General features: G+C 69.9%; 10 protein-coding genes. 6 read left to right on the top strand and 4 right to left on the bottom strand.

Going from position 1 to position 17,153, the window contains the following annotated elements; all coding sequences use genetic code 11:
- Positions 1–325 precede the first annotated feature (325 nt).
- The 6 genes from KVT44_RS43715 to KVT44_RS43690 all read left to right on the top strand — a co-directional run bounded on the left by KVT44_RS43715 (position 326) and on the right by KVT44_RS43690 (position 8,869).
- Positions 326–1,663, top strand: a complete 1,338-nt coding sequence (locus tag KVT44_RS43715) for an enolase C-terminal domain-like protein (protein WP_217573560.1) — start codon at positions 326–328, stop codon at positions 1,661–1,663.
- The gene (locus tag KVT44_RS43710) at positions 1,660–2,442 is read left to right on the top strand and encodes an SDR family NAD(P)-dependent oxidoreductase (protein ID WP_217573558.1); all 783 of its coding nucleotides are present in this window, start codon (positions 1,660–1,662) and stop codon (positions 2,440–2,442) included. The genes KVT44_RS43715 and KVT44_RS43710 overlap by 4 nt, the downstream gene beginning before the upstream one ends.
- Before the next feature lie 186 nt (positions 2,443–2,628).
- Positions 2,629–3,666, top strand: a complete 1,038-nt coding sequence (locus tag KVT44_RS43705; RefSeq protein WP_190173599.1) for a sugar ABC transporter substrate-binding protein — start codon at positions 2,629–2,631, stop codon at positions 3,664–3,666.
- 20 nt (positions 3,667–3,686) lie between these two features.
- Entirely contained in the window at positions 3,687–5,276 is a 1,590-nt protein-coding gene (locus tag KVT44_RS43700; protein WP_217573556.1) for a sugar ABC transporter ATP-binding protein, read from the top strand.
- Positions 5,269–6,270 (top strand): ABC transporter permease, encoded by a 1,002-nt coding sequence (locus KVT44_RS43695; protein WP_217573554.1) that lies wholly within the window; start codon positions 5,269–5,271, stop codon positions 6,268–6,270. The genes KVT44_RS43700 and KVT44_RS43695 overlap by 8 nt, the downstream gene beginning before the upstream one ends.
- A 151-nt stretch (positions 6,271–6,421) precedes the next feature.
- Positions 6,422–8,869, top strand: coding sequence for a SpoIIE family protein phosphatase (locus KVT44_RS43690; RefSeq protein WP_254650714.1), 2,448 nt, complete (start codon positions 6,422–6,424; stop codon positions 8,867–8,869).
- Positions 8,870–9,434: 565 nt separating this feature from the next.
- On the opposite strand, the gene KVT44_RS43685 is transcribed toward KVT44_RS43690, so the two are convergent.
- From KVT44_RS43685 to KVT44_RS43670, 4 genes are all read right to left on the bottom strand, one after another.
- The gene (locus tag KVT44_RS43685; protein WP_217573551.1) at positions 9,435–10,496 is read right to left on the bottom strand and encodes a low specificity L-threonine aldolase; all 1,062 of its coding nucleotides are present in this window, start codon (positions 10,494–10,496) and stop codon (positions 9,435–9,437) included.
- Positions 10,497–10,515: 19 nt separating this feature from the next.
- Positions 10,516–11,091: a helix-turn-helix domain-containing protein gene (locus KVT44_RS43680; protein WP_095856990.1), complete on the bottom strand. Its 576-nt coding sequence runs from the start codon at positions 11,089–11,091 to the stop codon at positions 10,516–10,518.
- A 258-nt stretch (positions 11,092–11,349) separates the two neighbouring features.
- Positions 11,350–14,334 carry a glycoside hydrolase family 2 TIM barrel-domain containing protein gene (locus KVT44_RS43675; protein ID WP_217573549.1) on the bottom strand — a complete coding sequence of 995 codons (2,985 nt, stop codon included), beginning with the start codon at positions 14,332–14,334 and terminating at the stop codon, positions 11,350–11,352.
- A 44-nt stretch (positions 14,335–14,378) separates the two neighbouring features.
- Complete coding sequence (locus KVT44_RS43670) at positions 14,379–17,114, bottom strand: alpha-mannosidase (protein WP_217573547.1); 2,736 nt, start codon at positions 17,112–17,114, stop codon at positions 14,379–14,381.
- Positions 17,115–17,153: the final 39 nt, after the last annotated feature.

The following is a 17,153-nucleotide window of genomic DNA, read 5'->3' as shown; positions in this document are numbered from 1 at the left end:
GTGCGCCCTGGCCACCGTCATCGGCTTCGCTTCCCGTAGTCGTAGGCTCGGCCACCGCCGACCGCCTACGCCCGCACCACACCGGCAGCTGACGCCCTGCGGGCCGCCTGCCGCGGTTCTCCTTGCTTCGTAGGGTTCTTCAGGTGCTGGCGTCGCGGCCGGGCGACCGGCCCTCGCGGCTGAGCACCCGCGCGAAGTGCGAGGCCGGCGCCGGAGAGCTTCACCTGGAAAGAGCCACTTTCCAGGGCAGAAATGCAGATATCACCTGCTGAAGGTATGAAGATGGGTATTGCGGTCGAAGGGTGGGGTGGAGGCGGAGCCGGGCATGAGTCAGCACAGGGCGCGGGCCCGGATCACGGCACTCGACACGTACGACATCCGCTTCCCCACCTCTCGACGTCTTGAGGGCTCGGACGCGACGCACCCTGACCCGGACTACTCCGCGGCGTATGTGATCCTCCGCTCCGACGCCCAGGACGGCCTGGAAGGGCACGGCTTCTGCTTCACCATCGGCCGGGGCAATGAGGTCGAGGTGGCGGCGATCGAGGCGCTGCGGTCGTATGTGGTCGGCCTGCCGATGGTTGAGCTCTTCACCGGGCTGGGCGACTTCCAGCAGGCGCTTGTCGGTGACAGCCAGCTGCGTTGGCTGGGCCCTGAGAAGGGTGTCATGCAGATGGCCGTCGCGGCCGTTGTGAACGCCGTATGGGACTTGTACGCCAAGCACGAGGGCAAGCCGCTGTGGAAACTGCTCGCCGACCTCGCTCCCGAGCAGATCGTGGCGCTGATCGACTTCCATTACCTCACCGACGCACTGACGCATGAGGACGCGCTGCGGATCCTGCGTCGCGCCCGGGCGGGCAAGGCGGAACGCGAGGTCCGGTTGCTCGCCGAGGGCTATCCCGGCTATGCCACCTCGCCGGGCTGGCTCGGCTACCCCGACGGCAAGCTCACCCGGCTGGCCCGCCAGGCCGTGGCAGATGGCTTCACCCAGATCAAGCTCAAGGTCGGAGCCGACCTTGAGGACGACATCCGGCGCTGCCGGACCGCCCGTGCCGCGATCGGTCCGGATATCCGGCTGGCCCTGGACGCCAATCAGCGCTGGGACATCGAGCAGGCCGTCGCCTGGATTTGTCGGCTTGCCGAGTTCGACCCTTACTGGATCGAGGAGCCGACCAGCCCGGATGACATCCTGGGCCATGCCGAGATCCGCCGGGCCGTCGCCCCGGTGAAGGTCGCGACCGGCGAGCACGTCCCCAACCGGGTGGTCTTCAAACAGCTGCTCCAGGCGCAGGCCATCGACGTTCTGCAACTGGACGCCTGCCGGGTCGGCGGGGTCAACGAGAACATCGCCATACTGCTCCTCGCCGCGAAGTTCGGGATTCCTGTCTGCCCGCACGCGGGCGGCGTGGGACTGTGCGAGCTCGTCCAGCACCTGGCGATGTTCGACTGGCTGGCAGTCTCCGGCACGCTTCAGGACCGCGTCATCGAGTACGTCGACCATTTGCACGAGCACTTCCTCGATCCCGTGGTCGTCTCCCGGGGGCACTACGCGGCTCCCACCACCCCCGGATTCAGCTCCGCCATGCGTCCCGGGACGCTGCGCACCTACGCGTTCCCCGACGGTGTCGGCTGGCTCAACGCGATGGAGGAGCCTTCCAAATGACCACATCAATCACCCAGGGTGCCCAGGAGTTCCAAGGGCTGGCCGCGATCGTCACGGGCGGGGCGTCGGGCATCGGGCTCGCCACCGCCGAGACACTCGCCGCGCGCGGCGCCCGTGTCGTGGTCCTCGACCGCGCCCCGGAGCAGATGCCCGGCCATCTGCGTGCCCTGACGGCCGACCTGGGGAACGGTGAGTCGGTGGCCCACGCCATGAGCCTGGCGATCGAGGAGCTCGGCGGTCTGGATGTTCTGGTCAACAACGCGGGTATCGGCAGCCAGGGCTCCGTCGAGGACAACTCCGACGACGAGTGGCACCACGTCCTGGAGGTCAATGTGCTCGGCGTCGTGCGAACCAGCAGGGCGGCACTGCCGTATCTGCGCAGGTCCCGCAACGCCGCCATTGTCAACACCTGCTCGATCGCCGCGACCGTCGGGCTTCCGCAACGCGCGCTGTACTCCGCCAGCAAGGGAGCGGTCCTCTCGCTGACTCTGGCGATGGCCGCCGACCACATACACGAGGGCATCCGGGTCAACTGCGTCAACCCCGGCACTGTGGACACGCCCTGGGTGGCGCGGCTGCTCGCGGCTTCCGCGGACCCCGAAGCCGAGCGGATCGCCCTGGCCGCCCGCCAGCCGAGCGGTCGCCTGGTCACCGCGCGGGAGGTGGCTGACGCCATCGCCTACCTCGCCGGACCCCTGGCCGGAGCCACCACTGGGACGGTACTGGCCGTCGACGGCGGCATATCGGGGCTCTGGATGGGACCCGGGTCCGCGCCTTGAGCCCAACGAGAGCGGCCAAGGGCGGCCGGCTCGCCCTCGGCCACCGGTCCTCGTCCGGGAACCGCCGCCACCGGTCCAGTCCCGGGAACCTCCGCCACCGGTCCCGTCCCCGGAACCTCCGCCCCCGCGCCTTTCCCGCATCGCCTGGACCCGTTCTCGGGCAGTCAGATTCAGGAGCTGAGCACGATGAAGCGCGTAGCCTTCGCCGCGGCGGCACTCGCCCTCGTGGCCGGTCTCGCCACCGGCTGCGGCGGCAAGGGGAGCGGGGAAGCGGGCGGTGGTTCGACCGCCTCGGGCGAGGTCGGTGTGGTACTCCCGTTCCTCACCTCGCCGTTCTGGCAGGCGTACAACCACTACGTCCCGCAGCAGGCCGCAGCTCAGGGCGTCGACGCGCTCCCCACGGTGAACTCCGACTCCGACCCGAGCAAACAGATCCGGGACATCCAGAATTTGCTCACCCGGGACGTGAAGGGCCTGGTCGTCTCGCCCCTGGACTCAGGAGCGATCGGTGGCGGTCTCAACGCTGCGGCTCGCAAAGGCGTGCCGGTGATCGCTGTCGACGTGGCGCCCGACAAGGGCAAAGTCGCCATGGTCGTCAGGGCCGACAACCGAGCCTACGGAGAAAAGGCATGCCGGCGGCTCGGCCAGGCGGTGAAGACCGGCAAGGTGGTGCAGATCCAGGGCGATCTCGCTTCGATCAACGGCCGGGACCGCTCGGAGTCGTTCACCGAATGCATCCGGAAGAACTACCCGGACATTCGGATCCTGAATGTGGCCGCCTCGTGGCAGGCGGACAAGGCGGCGACCGGGCTGGAAGCGCTGTACACCGCCAACCCCGATGTCAAGGGCATCTACATGCAGGCAGGAGGCGTCTATCTCGCGCCCACTCTGCAAACGCTCAAACGCCACAACGCACTCGTTCCGGTCGGGAACCCACGACACATCGTGATCGTCTCCAACGACGGCATTTTGCAAGAGCTGGACGCCATCCGCCGAGGCGAGATCGACGCCACCGTCTCTCAGCCCGCCGACCTGTACGCCAAATACGGCATGTACTACATCAAACGGGCCATGGAGGGTGAAACCTTCAAGGTGGGACCGACCGACCACAACAGCACCATCGTCAGACTGCCCAGCGGCAGCCTCGAGGACGAGCTTCCGGCTCCGCTGGTGACCAGGGAGAACGTCGACGACAAGAACCTGTGGGGCAACCGGGTCGGCTGAGTGAGGAAGCGAGAACCGGGATGAAGCAGACCCCGCCTCCCATGGCGGCCGACGGGCCTCCGGGGGTCCACCCGCTGGCCGAGGCCCACGGCGTTACCAAACGCTTCGGGCCGACCGTCGCCCTCGACGATGTCGAGATCACGGTCCTTCCCGGTGCGTCGCACGCTCTCGTCGGCCGCAACGGGGCGGGCAAGTCCACCCTGGTGAACATCCTCACCGGACTCCAGCGGCCGGACCGCGGGACCGTCCTCTACGGCGGTGAGCCCGCTCCCTCCGCCGCCGACCGGGAGGGGTGGCGGCGTCGGGTCGCCTGCGTCTACCAGGCGTCCACAGTCGTCGGCGGCCTCAGTGTCGCGGAGAACCTGTTCATCAACCGCCATCCCACTACCCGCGGCTCGGTCATCAGCTGGCGGCGGATGCGCCGCGCGGCCCGCGCCCTGCTGGACGAGTGGGGAGTAGAGGTGGACGAGAGCGTGCCGGCCGACAGGCTCAGCGTTGAGGACACCAAGATGGTGGAGATCGCCCGCTCACTCTCCCACGGCGCCCGGTTCATCATCCTGGACGAGCCGACCGCCCTGCTGGACAGCCTGGCGATCGACCGACTGTTCCGCCATGTGCGACGACTTCAGGCCGCCGGAGTCACCTTCCTGTACATCTCGCACCACCTGGAGGAGATCTACGAGGTCTGCCAGGTCGTCACCGTGCTCCGCGACGCCCGCCGGATCACCACCGCGCCCGTGGGCGAGCTGTCCAGACGGAAGCTGATCGAGGCCATGACAGGCGACTGGGGACTCCAGACCGGTGAGCGCGACCCGCTCCTCGACACCGGTGAACGCCCGGCCGCGGGGCTCGGCTCCGTACCCCGGCCGACGGCGGACGCGCCCGTCGTGGTGCGGGTGGACGGCCTCAGCGGCCCGCACTTTCGCGACGTCAGCATTACCATCCGGGCCGGAGAAGTGGTGGGCCTGGCCGGCCTCGCCGGGTCCGGCAGTCATCAGCTCGCCGAGACGCTGGCCGGGTTCTACCGGCCGACGGGCGGACGGATCAGCATTCTCGGCCGTCCGCTGCGGCCGGGCGATGTCCCTTCAGCGCTGGCCGCGGGTGTCGGATGCGTACCGCGCGACCGGTACTCCCAGGGCTTCGTCCCGGAGCTGTCGGTGGCCGACAACGTCTCGATGACGATCAGCGACCGGCTCGGCCCGTTGGGGTTGATCTCCCCCAAGGCCCGTGATGCCTTCACCCGCCGGACGATCTCCGACCTCGACATCACGACCGAGGGGCCCCACCAGCCGGTCATCGGCTTGTCCGGCGGCAACCAGCAGAAGATCGACATGGGCCGGGCACTTGCCACCGACCCGGCGGCGCTGGTGCTCATCAACCCGACGGCCGGTGTCGATGTGAAGTCCAAGCGCGCTCTGCTCTCCGTCGTCGATCGGGTCAGCGCCCAGGGGCAGGCGGTGCTCATCGTCTCCGATCAGATGGAGGATCTACGCGCCTGTGAACGTGTCCTGGTGATGTTCAACGGATCGCTGACCTCAGAGCACGCCGCCGGCTGGACCGACCACGAGCTGGTCGCGTCGATCGAAGGGGTCACTCCCGCTCATGAATGAGATCACCCGGCCCCGGGCCGTCCCCGCCCACAGGCCGGCCCTCAGCAGGATCAGCGACCTCGCACTGCTGCCGGCGCTGATCCTGCTCCTGATCGTCGGCGCTGTCAGCAACGAACACTTTCTCGAACGGGACAATCTGACAAACATCCTGGCGGCCTCGTCGGCCCTCGGTCTGCTCGTGCTCGCCGAGGCGATGATCCTCATCAGCGGAAAGATGGACCTCTCCCTGGAGTCCATCGCCGGTCTCGCCCCCGCCCTGGGATTCATGGTCGTCATCCCCGTTGCGTCGGCAGGCTTCGGCACAGAGCTTCCCACCTGGCTGGGCCTGGCGATCATCCCCCTCGTCGGGGCGTTCATCGGGGCGGTGAACGGCATCCTGATCTGGGGACTCCGGCTCAACGGCTTCATCGTCACCCTGGCGATGAACATCGTGCTGCGCGGGCTCCTGGTCGGCATGGTCTCGGGCAAGACCCTCTTCGATGCCCCCGAGGCGTTCTTCGCGCTCGGATCCGAGACCTGGCTCGGACTCGCCAAATCCGTATGGCTGACCGCCCTGTGCTTCGCCGTCGCGGGATTCGTACTCCGCTACCACCGGCTCGGTCGCGCGGTCTACGCGATCGGCGGCAACGCCCCCGCCGCCCGGGCCGCGGGAATCCGGGTCGAGCGGGTGGGTTGGAACGTCCTGGTCATCGGCGGAGCGCTCTCCGCCATAGCGGGCCTGGTCATTGCCGGACGTGTCGGCGCCGTCAACGCCAACCAGGGCAGCGGCCTCATCTTCACCGTTTTCGCTGCCGCGGTCATCGGCGGCATCAGCCTCCGTGGCGGCAAGGGCTCCCTGCTCGGTGCCCTGCTCGGGGCGCTGCTTCTGGGAATGCTGGAGAACCTTCTCGTCCTGGAGCAGGTGTCGTCGTTCTGGATCCAGGCGATCTACGGCGGCATCATCCTCGTCGCGCTGATTGTCGCCCGGCTCACCAGCGGGGAGGCACAGGAGTAGCCGGGACGGCCTCGGCAGGCCGGATGCCCGGGTTCAGGAGGACCAGGACGACAACGCGGCGACGACCGCGGCACAGCGATGGCAGACGATGATGGGCGGCCATATTGTTAGGTATATGTAATCCGCAGATGGGACAGCTGCGATGACCGCCATGGAGGGTGGGACGCGGGCAGGCCTCGTAGGGCCGACCGATCTGTCCCACGCCGCGACGGCTGTGATCGACAAGCATGGGATCATCGTCGGCTGGACCGGTGCCGCCGAGCGGCTTCTCGGCCACCCCGGCGCAGATGTACTGGGTCGGCCCGCCTCCGACCTGCTCGCGTCGTCCGAGGACGCGTCGAGGGTCGCGGAAGTCGTGGAGCGGTGCCGGGCTGCGGGCTGCTGGTCCGGTTTCCTGGATGTCCGCCGCAGTGACGGCCAGTACCTCAAAGTCGGCCTTCAGATCTCGCCGATGGCCGACTCGGAAGGGTGCGAATGCTGGCTGGTCTTCGCCATCGATCTGGCGAAAACCCCCTCGTGGGCTGTCAGCTCGGTGCTTGAGGGATTCCTCACCCGCTCCCCGATCGGCATGGCAGTTCTCAGCCCCGATCTGCGGTACGTCTGGATGAACGACACCCTGGAGCGCTACGGCGGGATTCCGCGCGAGGAGCGACTGGGGCGCCGGATGTCCGATTCCCTGCCCGGCCTGGACACCGCCGCGTTGGAGGCGCAGATGCGGCGGGTCCTGGAGACCGGCGAGCCGGTGATCGACTACGAATACCAGGGATGGACCTGGGCGGAGCCGCATCGCCAACATGCCTACTCGACATCCTTCTTCCGCCTGCTCGGTGCCGACGGGGACGTGCTGGGCGTGTGCTACATGGGCATGGACGTCACCGACCGGTGGAAGGCCCGGGAGCGGCTGAACCTGCTGAACGAGGCGGGCGCCCGCATCGGCAGAACGCTGGATGTCATGCGGACGGCCCAGGAGTTGGCCGAGGCGGCTGTGCCGCGTCTTGCCGACTGCGTCTTGGTCGACCTGCTGGAGCCGGTGCTGCACGGTGAGGAACCCACCCCCGGACCGGTAGGGTCCAAACCCGTTCTGCTGCGCGCCGGCATGCACTCGATACGTGCAGGCACCCCTGAGTCGATCGTACGGCGGGGAGAGCCGGTCGATCTGCTCCCCTCCTTGCCCGGCGGCCAGTTCCTTGTCGACGGACAAGCGTTCCTCACCCCGCGCCTGGACCCCGACAGCGCATGGGTCGTCGAGGATCCGTCCCGGGCGGAGAAGATCAGGGAGTTCGGACTCCACTCGGTGATGGTGGTGCCCCTCCGGGCACGGGGCAACCCCCTCGGTGTGGCCTCGTTCGTCCGGTCCCGGCATCCGGATCCCTTTGAGGAGGACGACCTGCTGCTCGCCGAGGAACTGGTCGCCCGCGCGGCGGTGTCCGTGGACAACGCCCGCCGCTACGCGCGCGAGCACGCGGCGGCACTGGCCCTGCAGCGCAGCCTCCTTCCGCATGCCCTGACCGGCGGCAGCGCCCTGGAAGTGGCCTCGCGCTATCTCCCCACCGATGTTCAAGGCGGCGTGGGCGGTGACTGGTTCGATGTGATCCCCCTGTCCGGCGCCCGGGTCGCACTGGTTGTCGGCGATGTGGTCGGTCACGGCATCAACGCCGCGGTGACCATGGGCAGGCTCCGCACCGCCGTGCACACGCTCGCCGACATGGACCTGCCGCCCGAAGAACTGCTGGCCCACCTCGACGACCTGGTGATCCGCCTCGCCGAGGAGGAGGACCAGAACGACGAGGCCATCGCCACCGCGGTGCTGGGCGCCACCTGTCTGTACGCCGTCTATGACCCGGTTACCCGGCGGTGCACCATGGCCCGTGCTGGGCACCCACCGCCCGCAATCGCCGTACCCGGCGGCTCCGTCACCTTCCCCGACCTCCCCGCAGGCCCACCGCTCGGCCTCGGTTCCCTCCCCTTCGAGTCCGCCGAGCTGGAACTCCCCGAGGGCAGCTTGATCGCCCTCTACACCGACGGGCTCATCGAAACCTGCGACCAGGACATCGACGTCGGTCTGACCCGCCTCAGCGATGTCCTCCCCAAGCCCGGCCTCGTACTGGAAGACCTGTGCACCTTGGTGGTCGACGCCCTGCTGACTGGCCCGCAAACCGACGACGTCGCCCTCCTCCTCGCCCGCACCCGCGCTCTGAGCCCGAACCAGGTCGCCTCGTGGGACCTGCCCACCGACCCGGCGATCGTCGCGAGCGCCAGATCCCTGACCGTCCGCCAGCTCACCGAATGGGGCCTCGAAGAGCTCGAGATGACCACTGAATTGGTCGTCAGCGAGCTGGTCACCAACGCCATCCGCCACGCCACCGGCCCCATACGCCTGCGCCTGATCCGACAGGACGTCCTGATCTGCGAGGTCTCCGACACCAGCAACACCTCACCGCGCCTGCGCCACGCCCGGACCACGGACGAGGGCGGTCGGGGCCTCTTCCTCGTCGCGCAGATGACGCGCCGTTGGGGCACTCGCTACATCGCGGCCGGCAAGCTGATCTGGGCCGAACAGGACCTCCCACGCGGACGGTCCGCCATCAAGATCCAGTGAAGCCTGGACACACGTCAGGCCGGTAGTCGGAGCGGGGGACGATGGCCGACCGAGAGGTCGTGGTGGCCCCGCCTTAACGGACGCTGCCGCGGTCATCACTCGCCCGCCGGAGCCGTGAGCCGAGCCCGGATGGAAGGTGCGAATCCTTTATGAAGCACTCGTGGTTGCCACGCCCCAGTTGGCGGGGACGGACTCGGCGAAAGGCGCCTGACGGGCAAAAGCCCAGTTCAGGCGGTCTTTCTTGTGCCTCTAGGAGAAGTCGAGCATCTGCGGCGAGTACGACATCAGCAGGTTCTTGGTCTGCTGGTGGTACACGGGTGTGATGCCTGCTGACCTGTGCTGGGGTGCTTGTCGGCCTTGGACCGGTTGTCAGCGCGTGGGTTCAAGGAATGCAGGACCTCCCTCAACGGGAACCTGATTGCGGTCCGGAGAACGAGGTGGTCCAGGCGGGCAGGTTCGTTGCTACTGGAGCGGCTGCGAGTCGCGGCCGGGACCGACCCTGTGGCTCGCGGTTCCCCCTTGCCCGTGGTGCCGGTGTGACCGCGACGTTTACCCCGGCCGTCGGTCAGCGCGTGTGGCGGCGGACCGCGTCCAGTAGCTGGTCGATGTCGTCGGCGCTGTGGGAGAAGGCGGTGACGAACCGGACGATCCCCGGCTCCCAGCGGTCGTGGTAGAACACGTAGCCCTCGGCGAGGAGCCCTTCGGTGACCTGCTGGGGCAGGCGGCAGAAGAGGATGTTGGCCTGGGGGGTGGCCAGAAGGCCGGTGCCGGGGATGGACTTGAGGCCGTCGCCGAGGCGGGTGGCCATCGCGTTGGCCTGGCGGGCGTTGCGCAGCCACAGGCCGTCGGTGAGGTAGGCGTCGATCTGGGCCGCCTGGAAGCGCATCTTGGAGGCGAGCTGGCCGGCGCGCTTGACGCGGAAGGCGAGTTCGGAGGCGAGTGCGGGGTCGAAGGAGACGATCGCGTCGGCGGTCATCGCGCCGTTCTTGGTGGCGCCGAAGGACAGGACGTCGACGCCGGCCTTCCAGGTCATCTCGGCCGGGGTGGCGCCGAGATGGTCCAGGGCGTTGGCGAACCGCGCGCCGTCCATGTGGACGCGCAGCCCCGCGTCCTTGGCGATGGCGGACAGGCCGCGGATCTCCTCCAGGGTGTAGACGCTGCCGCTCTCGGTGGCCTGGCTGATGCTCACCGCGGACGGCTGCACGCTGTGCACGTCACCGGCCCGGCGGCGCACAGCCACCCGCAGCGCCTCGGGGTCGATCTTGCTGTCGGGGCCTGGCACACCGACGAGCTTGGCGCCGTTGGTGAAGAACTCCGGAGCGCCGCATTCGTCGGTGTTGATGTGGCTGTCCGGGTGGGAGAGCACGCTGCCCCACGGCGGGGTGAGGGCGGCCAGGCTCAGGCCGTTGGCGGCGGACCCGGTGGAGACCGGGAAGACTTCGACGTCCCGCTCGAAGATCTCGCTGAGCCTGCGGCGGGCGCTGTCGGTGAAGGGGTCGTTGCCGTACGGCAGGACCTGTCCGGCGGCTGCGTCGGCGACGGCCTGGGCTATCTGCGGGGACGCCCCGGCCATGTTGTCGCTGATGAAGGCACGGCTGGAGGGAGTCGTGGCGATGCTCGTGCTCATGAGCAGGGATTCCTCGGTCTCAGGTGCTGATGGGGGAGGCGAAGACAACGGTGATGTCCACTTCCTCCGCGCCGGTGCGGTAGAAGTGCGGGGCGTCCCCCGCGAAGGCGAGCATGTCGCCGGGGCCCAGATCCTGCGGGGCGTCGACGGGGCCGGCGGTGACGTGCCCGGTGGCGATGAGCAGGTGCTCGATCGTGCCCGTGGCGTGCGGGACGCCGGGCAGCTCCGTCTCGGGCGGAATGCGCAGTCGCCAGATCTCCAGGCTGTTGCCGCTGCTGATGCGGCGCAGCAGTTCGCGGGAGACCTCGCCGGGCTCGATGTCCGTGCCCGGTCGGAAGACCGGCCCGGTGTCGGCGTCACGCGCCAGCAGGTCGGCGATCGGAATGCGCAGGGCGATCGCGATCGCATCCAGGGTGTCGATCGTCGGATTGCCGTTGCCGGCCTCCAGCTGCGACAAGGTGGCCTTGCTCAGCCCGGCGCGCCGGGCCATCTCCGCGGCGCTCATGCCGCGCTGCTGGCGGCGCAGGCGGATCTTCGCGCCGACCGCGGCTGCGGTACTGCTGACCGGCTGACGGCCGGACGGAGGGGGCGTCATCAGCGGCTCCTGCGGGTCGCGGTGCAGGACACGCGAATGCGGGCCAGAAGAGCTCCGATCGAATGAACCATGCGTTCACTATACCGAACCCACGGGGCAGTGAACATGGCGTTCGATTTAGTGAACGACGCTGACCGAGGGGAGGCGCGCCACCGATGGCTCATACGCAAGACCCGTGTCGGCCGGCCGCAGTGCTGCGGTCGGCCGACACGGGTGCCCCTCGCGGTTCGGTGATCCGTCGGTCAGGAGCCGGGGAGGTCAGCCCGCCCAGATGCGCAGCCTGATCGTGCGGGCCTCGGGACGCAGGGCGAACTCGGGCCACACGTCCGGGCCGCACGACCGCGAACCGAGTCCGTGCTGCGCCGCGTCGATGGTCAGACGGCTCGTCGTCGAGGCGGGGAGCTCACACGGGTGTCCGGCCCGTGCGAGCTCCTGGGGCGTGTGGCGGCTGAGCGTGAAGCCGGGCCGCCGTCCGTGCGTGTCGGGCAGGGCCTCGACACGGAACACCTCAGAGCCCGTGCTCGTGAGGATCAGCCGGCGCAGGCCGGACCGGTGTCCGGTCTCCTGGGGACGTGCGTAGTCGACCGAGAGGTCGTCGATGCCGGAGGAGAAACGGCCGGTGCGCGCCGCCCGCAGACTGTCGGGGTACGACTCCGAGGGGCCGAGCCCGAACCACTCGGCGCCGTCGACGGGCGCCCCGCCGTCGGGCAGGTCGAAGCGGATTCCGATCCGCGGCCACACCGTGCTCCAGCCCCTCGACGGCTCGATCTCCACCCGGAGTTCGAGCTCGCCGGCTTCGAGCGACCAGACGGACTCCACCATCACGAACAGGGCGGAGTTCGCCGCGGAGACCTTGTCGAGCGTGCGCAGCGCGTCCGTCTTGTCGTGGGGCCGTTCCACCGACACACGACGTGCGGTCAGCCGGTCGAGACCGTCGCGACGCCACAGCTCGGCGTTGGACACCCCCGGGACACTCGCGTCGCTCTCCTCCACACCGTCCGACGGGCTCTCGTCGTTGTCGGTCGGGGCGCGGAACAACTCCAGCCGTGGTCCTGTCACGGCGCGGCCGGCCAGGTTCACGAGGCGGCCGTCCACGAACTCGGCGGCCCCGAGCGTCAGCGTTCCGGGGTCCGGTCGCCAGCCCGTGCGGTGCCGGACGGCGGGCACGGGGATGTGCGGCGAACGGTCCGACTGGACGGTGGCCACCACATGGCCCAGGGGGGCCCAGGGGGCGGCCGTCGCCAGGACCGCGTCGATCGTCAGCCATGTCTCGCCCTCGGGCGCCACCGGGACCGGCGGGAGGGACACCCACCCCGACTCGCCCGCCGCGACCACCGGGACCTCCAGGTCCCCGGCGTCCACAGGCGTTCCGTCGTGCTCGACGCGCCAGCGAAAGCGCAGGTCGGACGTGTCGGCCGAGTGCCGCAGGTTCGTCACCGCGACCTTGTCGCCGTCGAAGACGAAACGGAGCGGCTGTGCGACCGCCTTGTACTCGTACAGGCTGGGCGTCGGGACGTCGTCACTCAGCAGCATGCCGTCCATCACGAAGTTGCCGTCGTGCACGACCTCTCCGAAGTCGCCTCCGTAGGCGTGGTACGCAGTGCCGTCCGGTGCCGTGGCCAGGATGCCGTGGTCGCGCCATTCCCAGACGAATCCGCCGTGCAGCCGCGGATGTTCGTGCACCAGCACCTCGTACTGATCGAGCGCCCCCGGCCCGTTGCCCATGGCGTGGGCGTACTCGCACAGCAGGAACGGCTTGGCGCGCTGCCGGGCGCTCTGCGCGGGGGTGCAGTTCAGCAGCGGCGTGTCCGTGCCGTCCGTGCCGATGCGCTCGGTCTCCGGCACCGACGCGTACATGCGGGAGTACACGTCGGTGTACTCACCGGTGTAGTCGCCCTCGTAGTGCACGGGGCGTTCGGCGTCCCGGGCGTGCACCCAGGCCGACATGGCGGCGAGGTTGCTACCGGTACCCGACTCGTTGCCGAGCGACCACATCACGATGCTCGGGTGGTTCTTGTCCCGTTCCACCGTCCGCCGGATGCGGTCGAGGTACGCCTCCCGCCAGGCCGGGTCGTCGCTCGGGTTGCCCACCCAGCCGAGCTTCTCGAAGCCGTGCGTCTCCAGGTCGCATTCGAGCACGACCCAGAAGCCGAGTTCGTCGGCGAGGTCGAGCAGACGCGGATGCGGCGGGTAGTGGCTGGTGCGGATCGCGTTCACGTTGAACCGCTTCATCCGGGCCAGGTCCTCGCGGGCGTGCTCCTCGTCGAAGACCCGGCCGCGCACGGGGTGCGCCTCGTGCCGGTTGACCCCGTGGAACACGACACGACGGCCGTTGACCAGGAACCGGTCACCGCGGATCTCGACCGTACGGAAGCCCACGCGCAGCGCGATGCTCTCCGCCGCCGTCGACACGGTGGCGTCGTACAGGCGGGGCCGTTCGGCCGACCAGGGCTCCACCTCGCCGGCGTCGACCGGCGTCACGTCGGCCGCGGTCGCCCAGACCTGCTCGACGCCGAGTTCGGGGATGCGCAGGGTGACCGGGAACGCGGACGCCTCGGCGGTGATCTCCGCCTCGACACGCCCGCGACCGTCGCGGAACCCGGTCCGCAGCCAGACGTCCTCGATGCCGCCGGCCGGCCGGGCGGTCAGTGTGACGTCGCGGAAGATGCCCGGCAGCCACCACTGGTCCTGGTCCTCGACGTAACTGGCCGCCGACCACTGATGCACCCGTACGGCGACGACGTTGTCGCCCGGACGCACCGCCCGCGTGATGTCGAACTCGTGGGCGAGCCGGCTGCCGCCGGCGCTGCCGATGTCGACACCGTTGACCCAGACCCGGAAGAGCGACTCGACACCGTCGAACCGCAGCACGATCCGCTCGGCGTCGGACCAGTCGGCGGGTAGGGCGAAGTGACGCCGGTAGTCGCCGGTGGGGTTCTCGTCCGGGACGTGGGGCGGGTCGATCGGGAACGGGAACTGGATGTTGGTGTAGATCGGCCGGCCGTGGGCTCCGTCGCCCTCCAGCACCCAGTGGGACGGCACCGGGATGCTCTCCCAGGCGTGGTCGTCGAATTCTTCGGCCGCGAAGTCCTGTGTCACCGACGCCGTGGGCGACAGCCGGAAACGCCAGGCTCCGTTCAGCGAGAGCGAGGGAGCGTCGGAGTGCAGCCACGAGCGCGCCGGGCGTAGCGCACCGCGCCCGGGTGTGGGGTCCGAAACGTACGCGGAAAGCTCGGAGGGCAAGAGGTCACAACTTTCTTGGTGGCAGCGGGGAGATTCTTCGAGGGCTAGCGGAGGACCACGGTGCGGATCTCCCAGGGGCCGAGGGCGAGTTCGAGGCCGTCGCCGGACGGTTCCGCTTCCGCGGAGAGCGGTCTGCCGAGCAGGTCGACCGTCGTCGCCTCGGTGAACGAGCCCGTCACCCGGACGACCGAGCCGGTGTCGCTCATCGCGGCCAGCCGCACCTCCGTTCCGGACCCGCGCTCGTCGTCGGTGACGCGGCGGACGCTGGAGACGAGGACGTCCCTGCCGTCGACCCGGAGTCCGCTCGCGTCGTCCGGCAGGTCGCCTCCGCCGGGCGCGGTGCCGCGGGTGACGAGCACGTCGCCCCGGAACTCCTCGGCGAGGGCGACCGCGTCGGCCCCCTGCCAGCCGGTCGAGGAGGGCAGCACGGCGAAGCGGTTCGCGATCCGCATGCCGCGGTCCTGCGCACCCGGCGCGGGGATCTCGCTCGCCGCGGGCTCGTCGCGCAGGGGGTGGATGTTGACGCTGATCGAGCCGATCGCGCGCAGCAGGGTGACGGCCAGTTCCGCGCCGCCGTCGACGAGTTCGTACTCGCTGGAGTGGTCGAGCAGCACGGTCGCCGGTCCGGCCGACACGAACGAGCTCGCCGGGAAGGTCGGGAGCGGGTACTCGCCCCAGCCGCCCTCGGCGGTGAGCCCACGCTCGGTCACCGCGAACTGCCCGGCGGAGGCGGAGACGGCCACCGGCTCGGGCAGCGGCACGTGGAAACGCAGCCGGTGGTCGGCGGACTGGTTCAGGAACGACGTGGAGACCCGGACGAACGGCTCGCCCGCGCGCACCTCCACGAGCGTCTCCACCGGAGTCGCCACGGTCCGCTCGGCGCGCAGGTCGCGGTCGTCGCAGAGCGCGGCGGGCCACGCGTAGACGCGGGTGACCCGCAGCCGGGAGCGCAGTGGACCCTCTTCGAGGACGTCGACGGTCGTCTCCACCGGCTCCGACACGAGTACGTCCCGTGCCGGCGGCGCGTAGTTGTAGCTGTCGCCGCGGTCACCGCCGTCGACGAGGCGGCCGACGCCGCTCAGGACGGTGCCGTCGGCGCCGGTCACGGTCAGGGTGCCGTCGGCGGCGACCTCGACGTCGACCAGGCCGTTGGACACTCCGCGAGGCGTCGCCGTGGCATCCGCGAGGGTGGCCGACGGGGCGGCCGGCCGCTCGCTCGGCGCGACCCGGAAGCTCGCGAGCCCGGAGGCCGGCACGTGCACGGGCACCAGCGCGGTCGCCCGCGCCTCCTCCAGCGTCAGCACCCGCCACTCGCCCGGGTGCGCGGCGGCCGCCTCGGCGACCTCGCGGCGCAGGATCAGCAGGTCGAACGGTCCGCTGGTGGGCACCTCGGCGAGGTGGAAGACGAGGGAGTTCGGGGTGAGTTCGTAGTGGTCGATCAGCCGGCCGAACAGCTCGCGGCGGTGGATGCGGCGCAGGACGCGTTCGAGCTGGGAGGCGTCCATGCGCTCGTCGCTCAGCACGGTCGGCGCCTGCGAGATCAGCTGCACGGAGTGCGTGGAGCCGTCGGCGGCGGTCGCGACAAGACCGGCTCCTGCCGGTGGCGCCACGACGTCCACCTCGACCAGCGCCGTACGGGCGAACGGCAGCGGGTTGGCGACGAGATGAGCGTCGCTCGGCACCCGGGCGGCGGGCTCGGCGAGCGCGGCGTCCCGCACGGCACGCGCGGTCTGCGCGGCCTCGGCCAGGCGGGCGTCGACCTGGTCGCAGGTCTCGTCGGTGCCCGAGCCGACGACCGAGTCGTGCGCCGTCGACTCGATGATCTTGTGCCAGGCGAGTGACAGGAACGGCGCGTCGTCCCGCCGGGACCACAGGGCGTTCGCGCGCTCGGCGTGGTCGACGGTGCGTTCGGCGACGGCCATCCGCTGCTTGAGCCCGAGCCGGACGGAGAGTACGCCGGGCAGGATGTTGCCACGGACATGGCTGCGCAGCTCGCCGGTGACGACGGCGGACACCTCGTCCCGCACGTGCTCGCGGATGTACTCGTCGAGGGTCGCGATCGTGATGGCGCGCTCCTCGCCGGAAGCGCGCCGCAGCCAGTCCGCGAGCCGCGGGTCGGGCGCGTTGTGGTCGGTGCCGGCCATCGCCAGCACCGGGTCGCCGCCCCATCGCTCAGCCGTCATCCGCGCGTAGTCGCCGAGCGCGCGGCCGATCCGGTCGGGCACCAGCAGGACGTCGAGACCGTTGTCGTAGCCGTCGAAGAGGAACTCGGTGCGCACCTCGGAGCCGTCCGGCGCGCGCCAGCGGAAGGCGTGGCCGTCGACGGAGCCGGGCACACCGCGCCACAGCGCCGCGTGCTCGATCCCGGCGCGGGCGAGGATCTGCGGCATCTGCGCGATGTGGCCGAACATGTCCGGCAGATACCCGACGGGCATCGCACCGCCCAGTCGCTCCGCCGCGTCCCAGCCCATCCGGAGGTTGCGCACGATCGTCTCGCCCGAGCAGAGGAACTCGTCGAGCAGGATCAGCCACGGTCCGATGGCGAGTCGGCCCTCGCGCACCAGCGCCACGAGGCGGTCGCGGTTCTCCGGCCGCATCTCCAGGTAGTCCTCGACCGCGGCCATCTGCCCGTCGACGGTGAACCGGAAGTCCGGGTTCGCCTCGGCCGTCTCCAGCACGGTGTCCAGGGCGGTGACGAGCCGGTGCCGGAACACCTGGAACGGCTCGTACCACTCCCGGTCCCAGTGGAAATGGGGCACGAAGACGGCGGAGTTCTGCATGGCGAGGGGAACCTTCTGTGCGGACCTGCGGGGGAGAGC

Source organism: Streptomyces sp. GbtcB7 (genome assembly GCF_019091445.1).
GTDB lineage: Bacteria > Actinomycetota > Actinomycetes > Streptomycetales > Streptomycetaceae > Streptomyces > Streptomyces mirabilis.
Note: the sequence above shows the minus strand (reverse complement) of the source record. Positions and strands in the feature narration are given on the sequence as shown.

Excerpts from the sequence above, each read along its gene's own strand:
- KVT44_RS43670 (WP_217573547.1), bottom strand. The coding sequence starts at position 17,114 with ATGCAGAACTCCGCCGTCTTCGTGCCCCATTTCCACTGGGACCGGGAG.
- KVT44_RS43700 (WP_217573556.1), top strand. The coding sequence starts at position 3,687 with ATGAAGCAGACCCCGCCTCCCATGGCGGCCGACGGGCCTCCGGGGGTC.
- KVT44_RS43715 (WP_217573560.1), top strand. The coding sequence starts at position 326 with ATGAGTCAGCACAGGGCGCGGGCCCGGATCACGGCACTCGACACGTAC.
- KVT44_RS43680 (WP_095856990.1), bottom strand. The coding sequence starts at position 11,091 with ATGACGCCCCCTCCGTCCGGCCGTCAGCCGGTCAGCAGTACCGCAGCC.
- KVT44_RS43705 (WP_190173599.1), top strand. The coding sequence starts at position 2,629 with ATGAAGCGCGTAGCCTTCGCCGCGGCGGCACTCGCCCTCGTGGCCGGT.
- KVT44_RS43690 (WP_254650714.1), top strand. The coding sequence starts at position 6,422 with ATGGAGGGTGGGACGCGGGCAGGCCTCGTAGGGCCGACCGATCTGTCC.
- KVT44_RS43695 (WP_217573554.1), top strand. The coding sequence starts at position 5,269 with ATGAATGAGATCACCCGGCCCCGGGCCGTCCCCGCCCACAGGCCGGCC.
- KVT44_RS43710 (WP_217573558.1), top strand. The coding sequence starts at position 1,660 with ATGACCACATCAATCACCCAGGGTGCCCAGGAGTTCCAAGGGCTGGCC.
- KVT44_RS43685 (WP_217573551.1), bottom strand. The coding sequence starts at position 10,496 with ATGAGCACGAGCATCGCCACGACTCCCTCCAGCCGTGCCTTCATCAGC.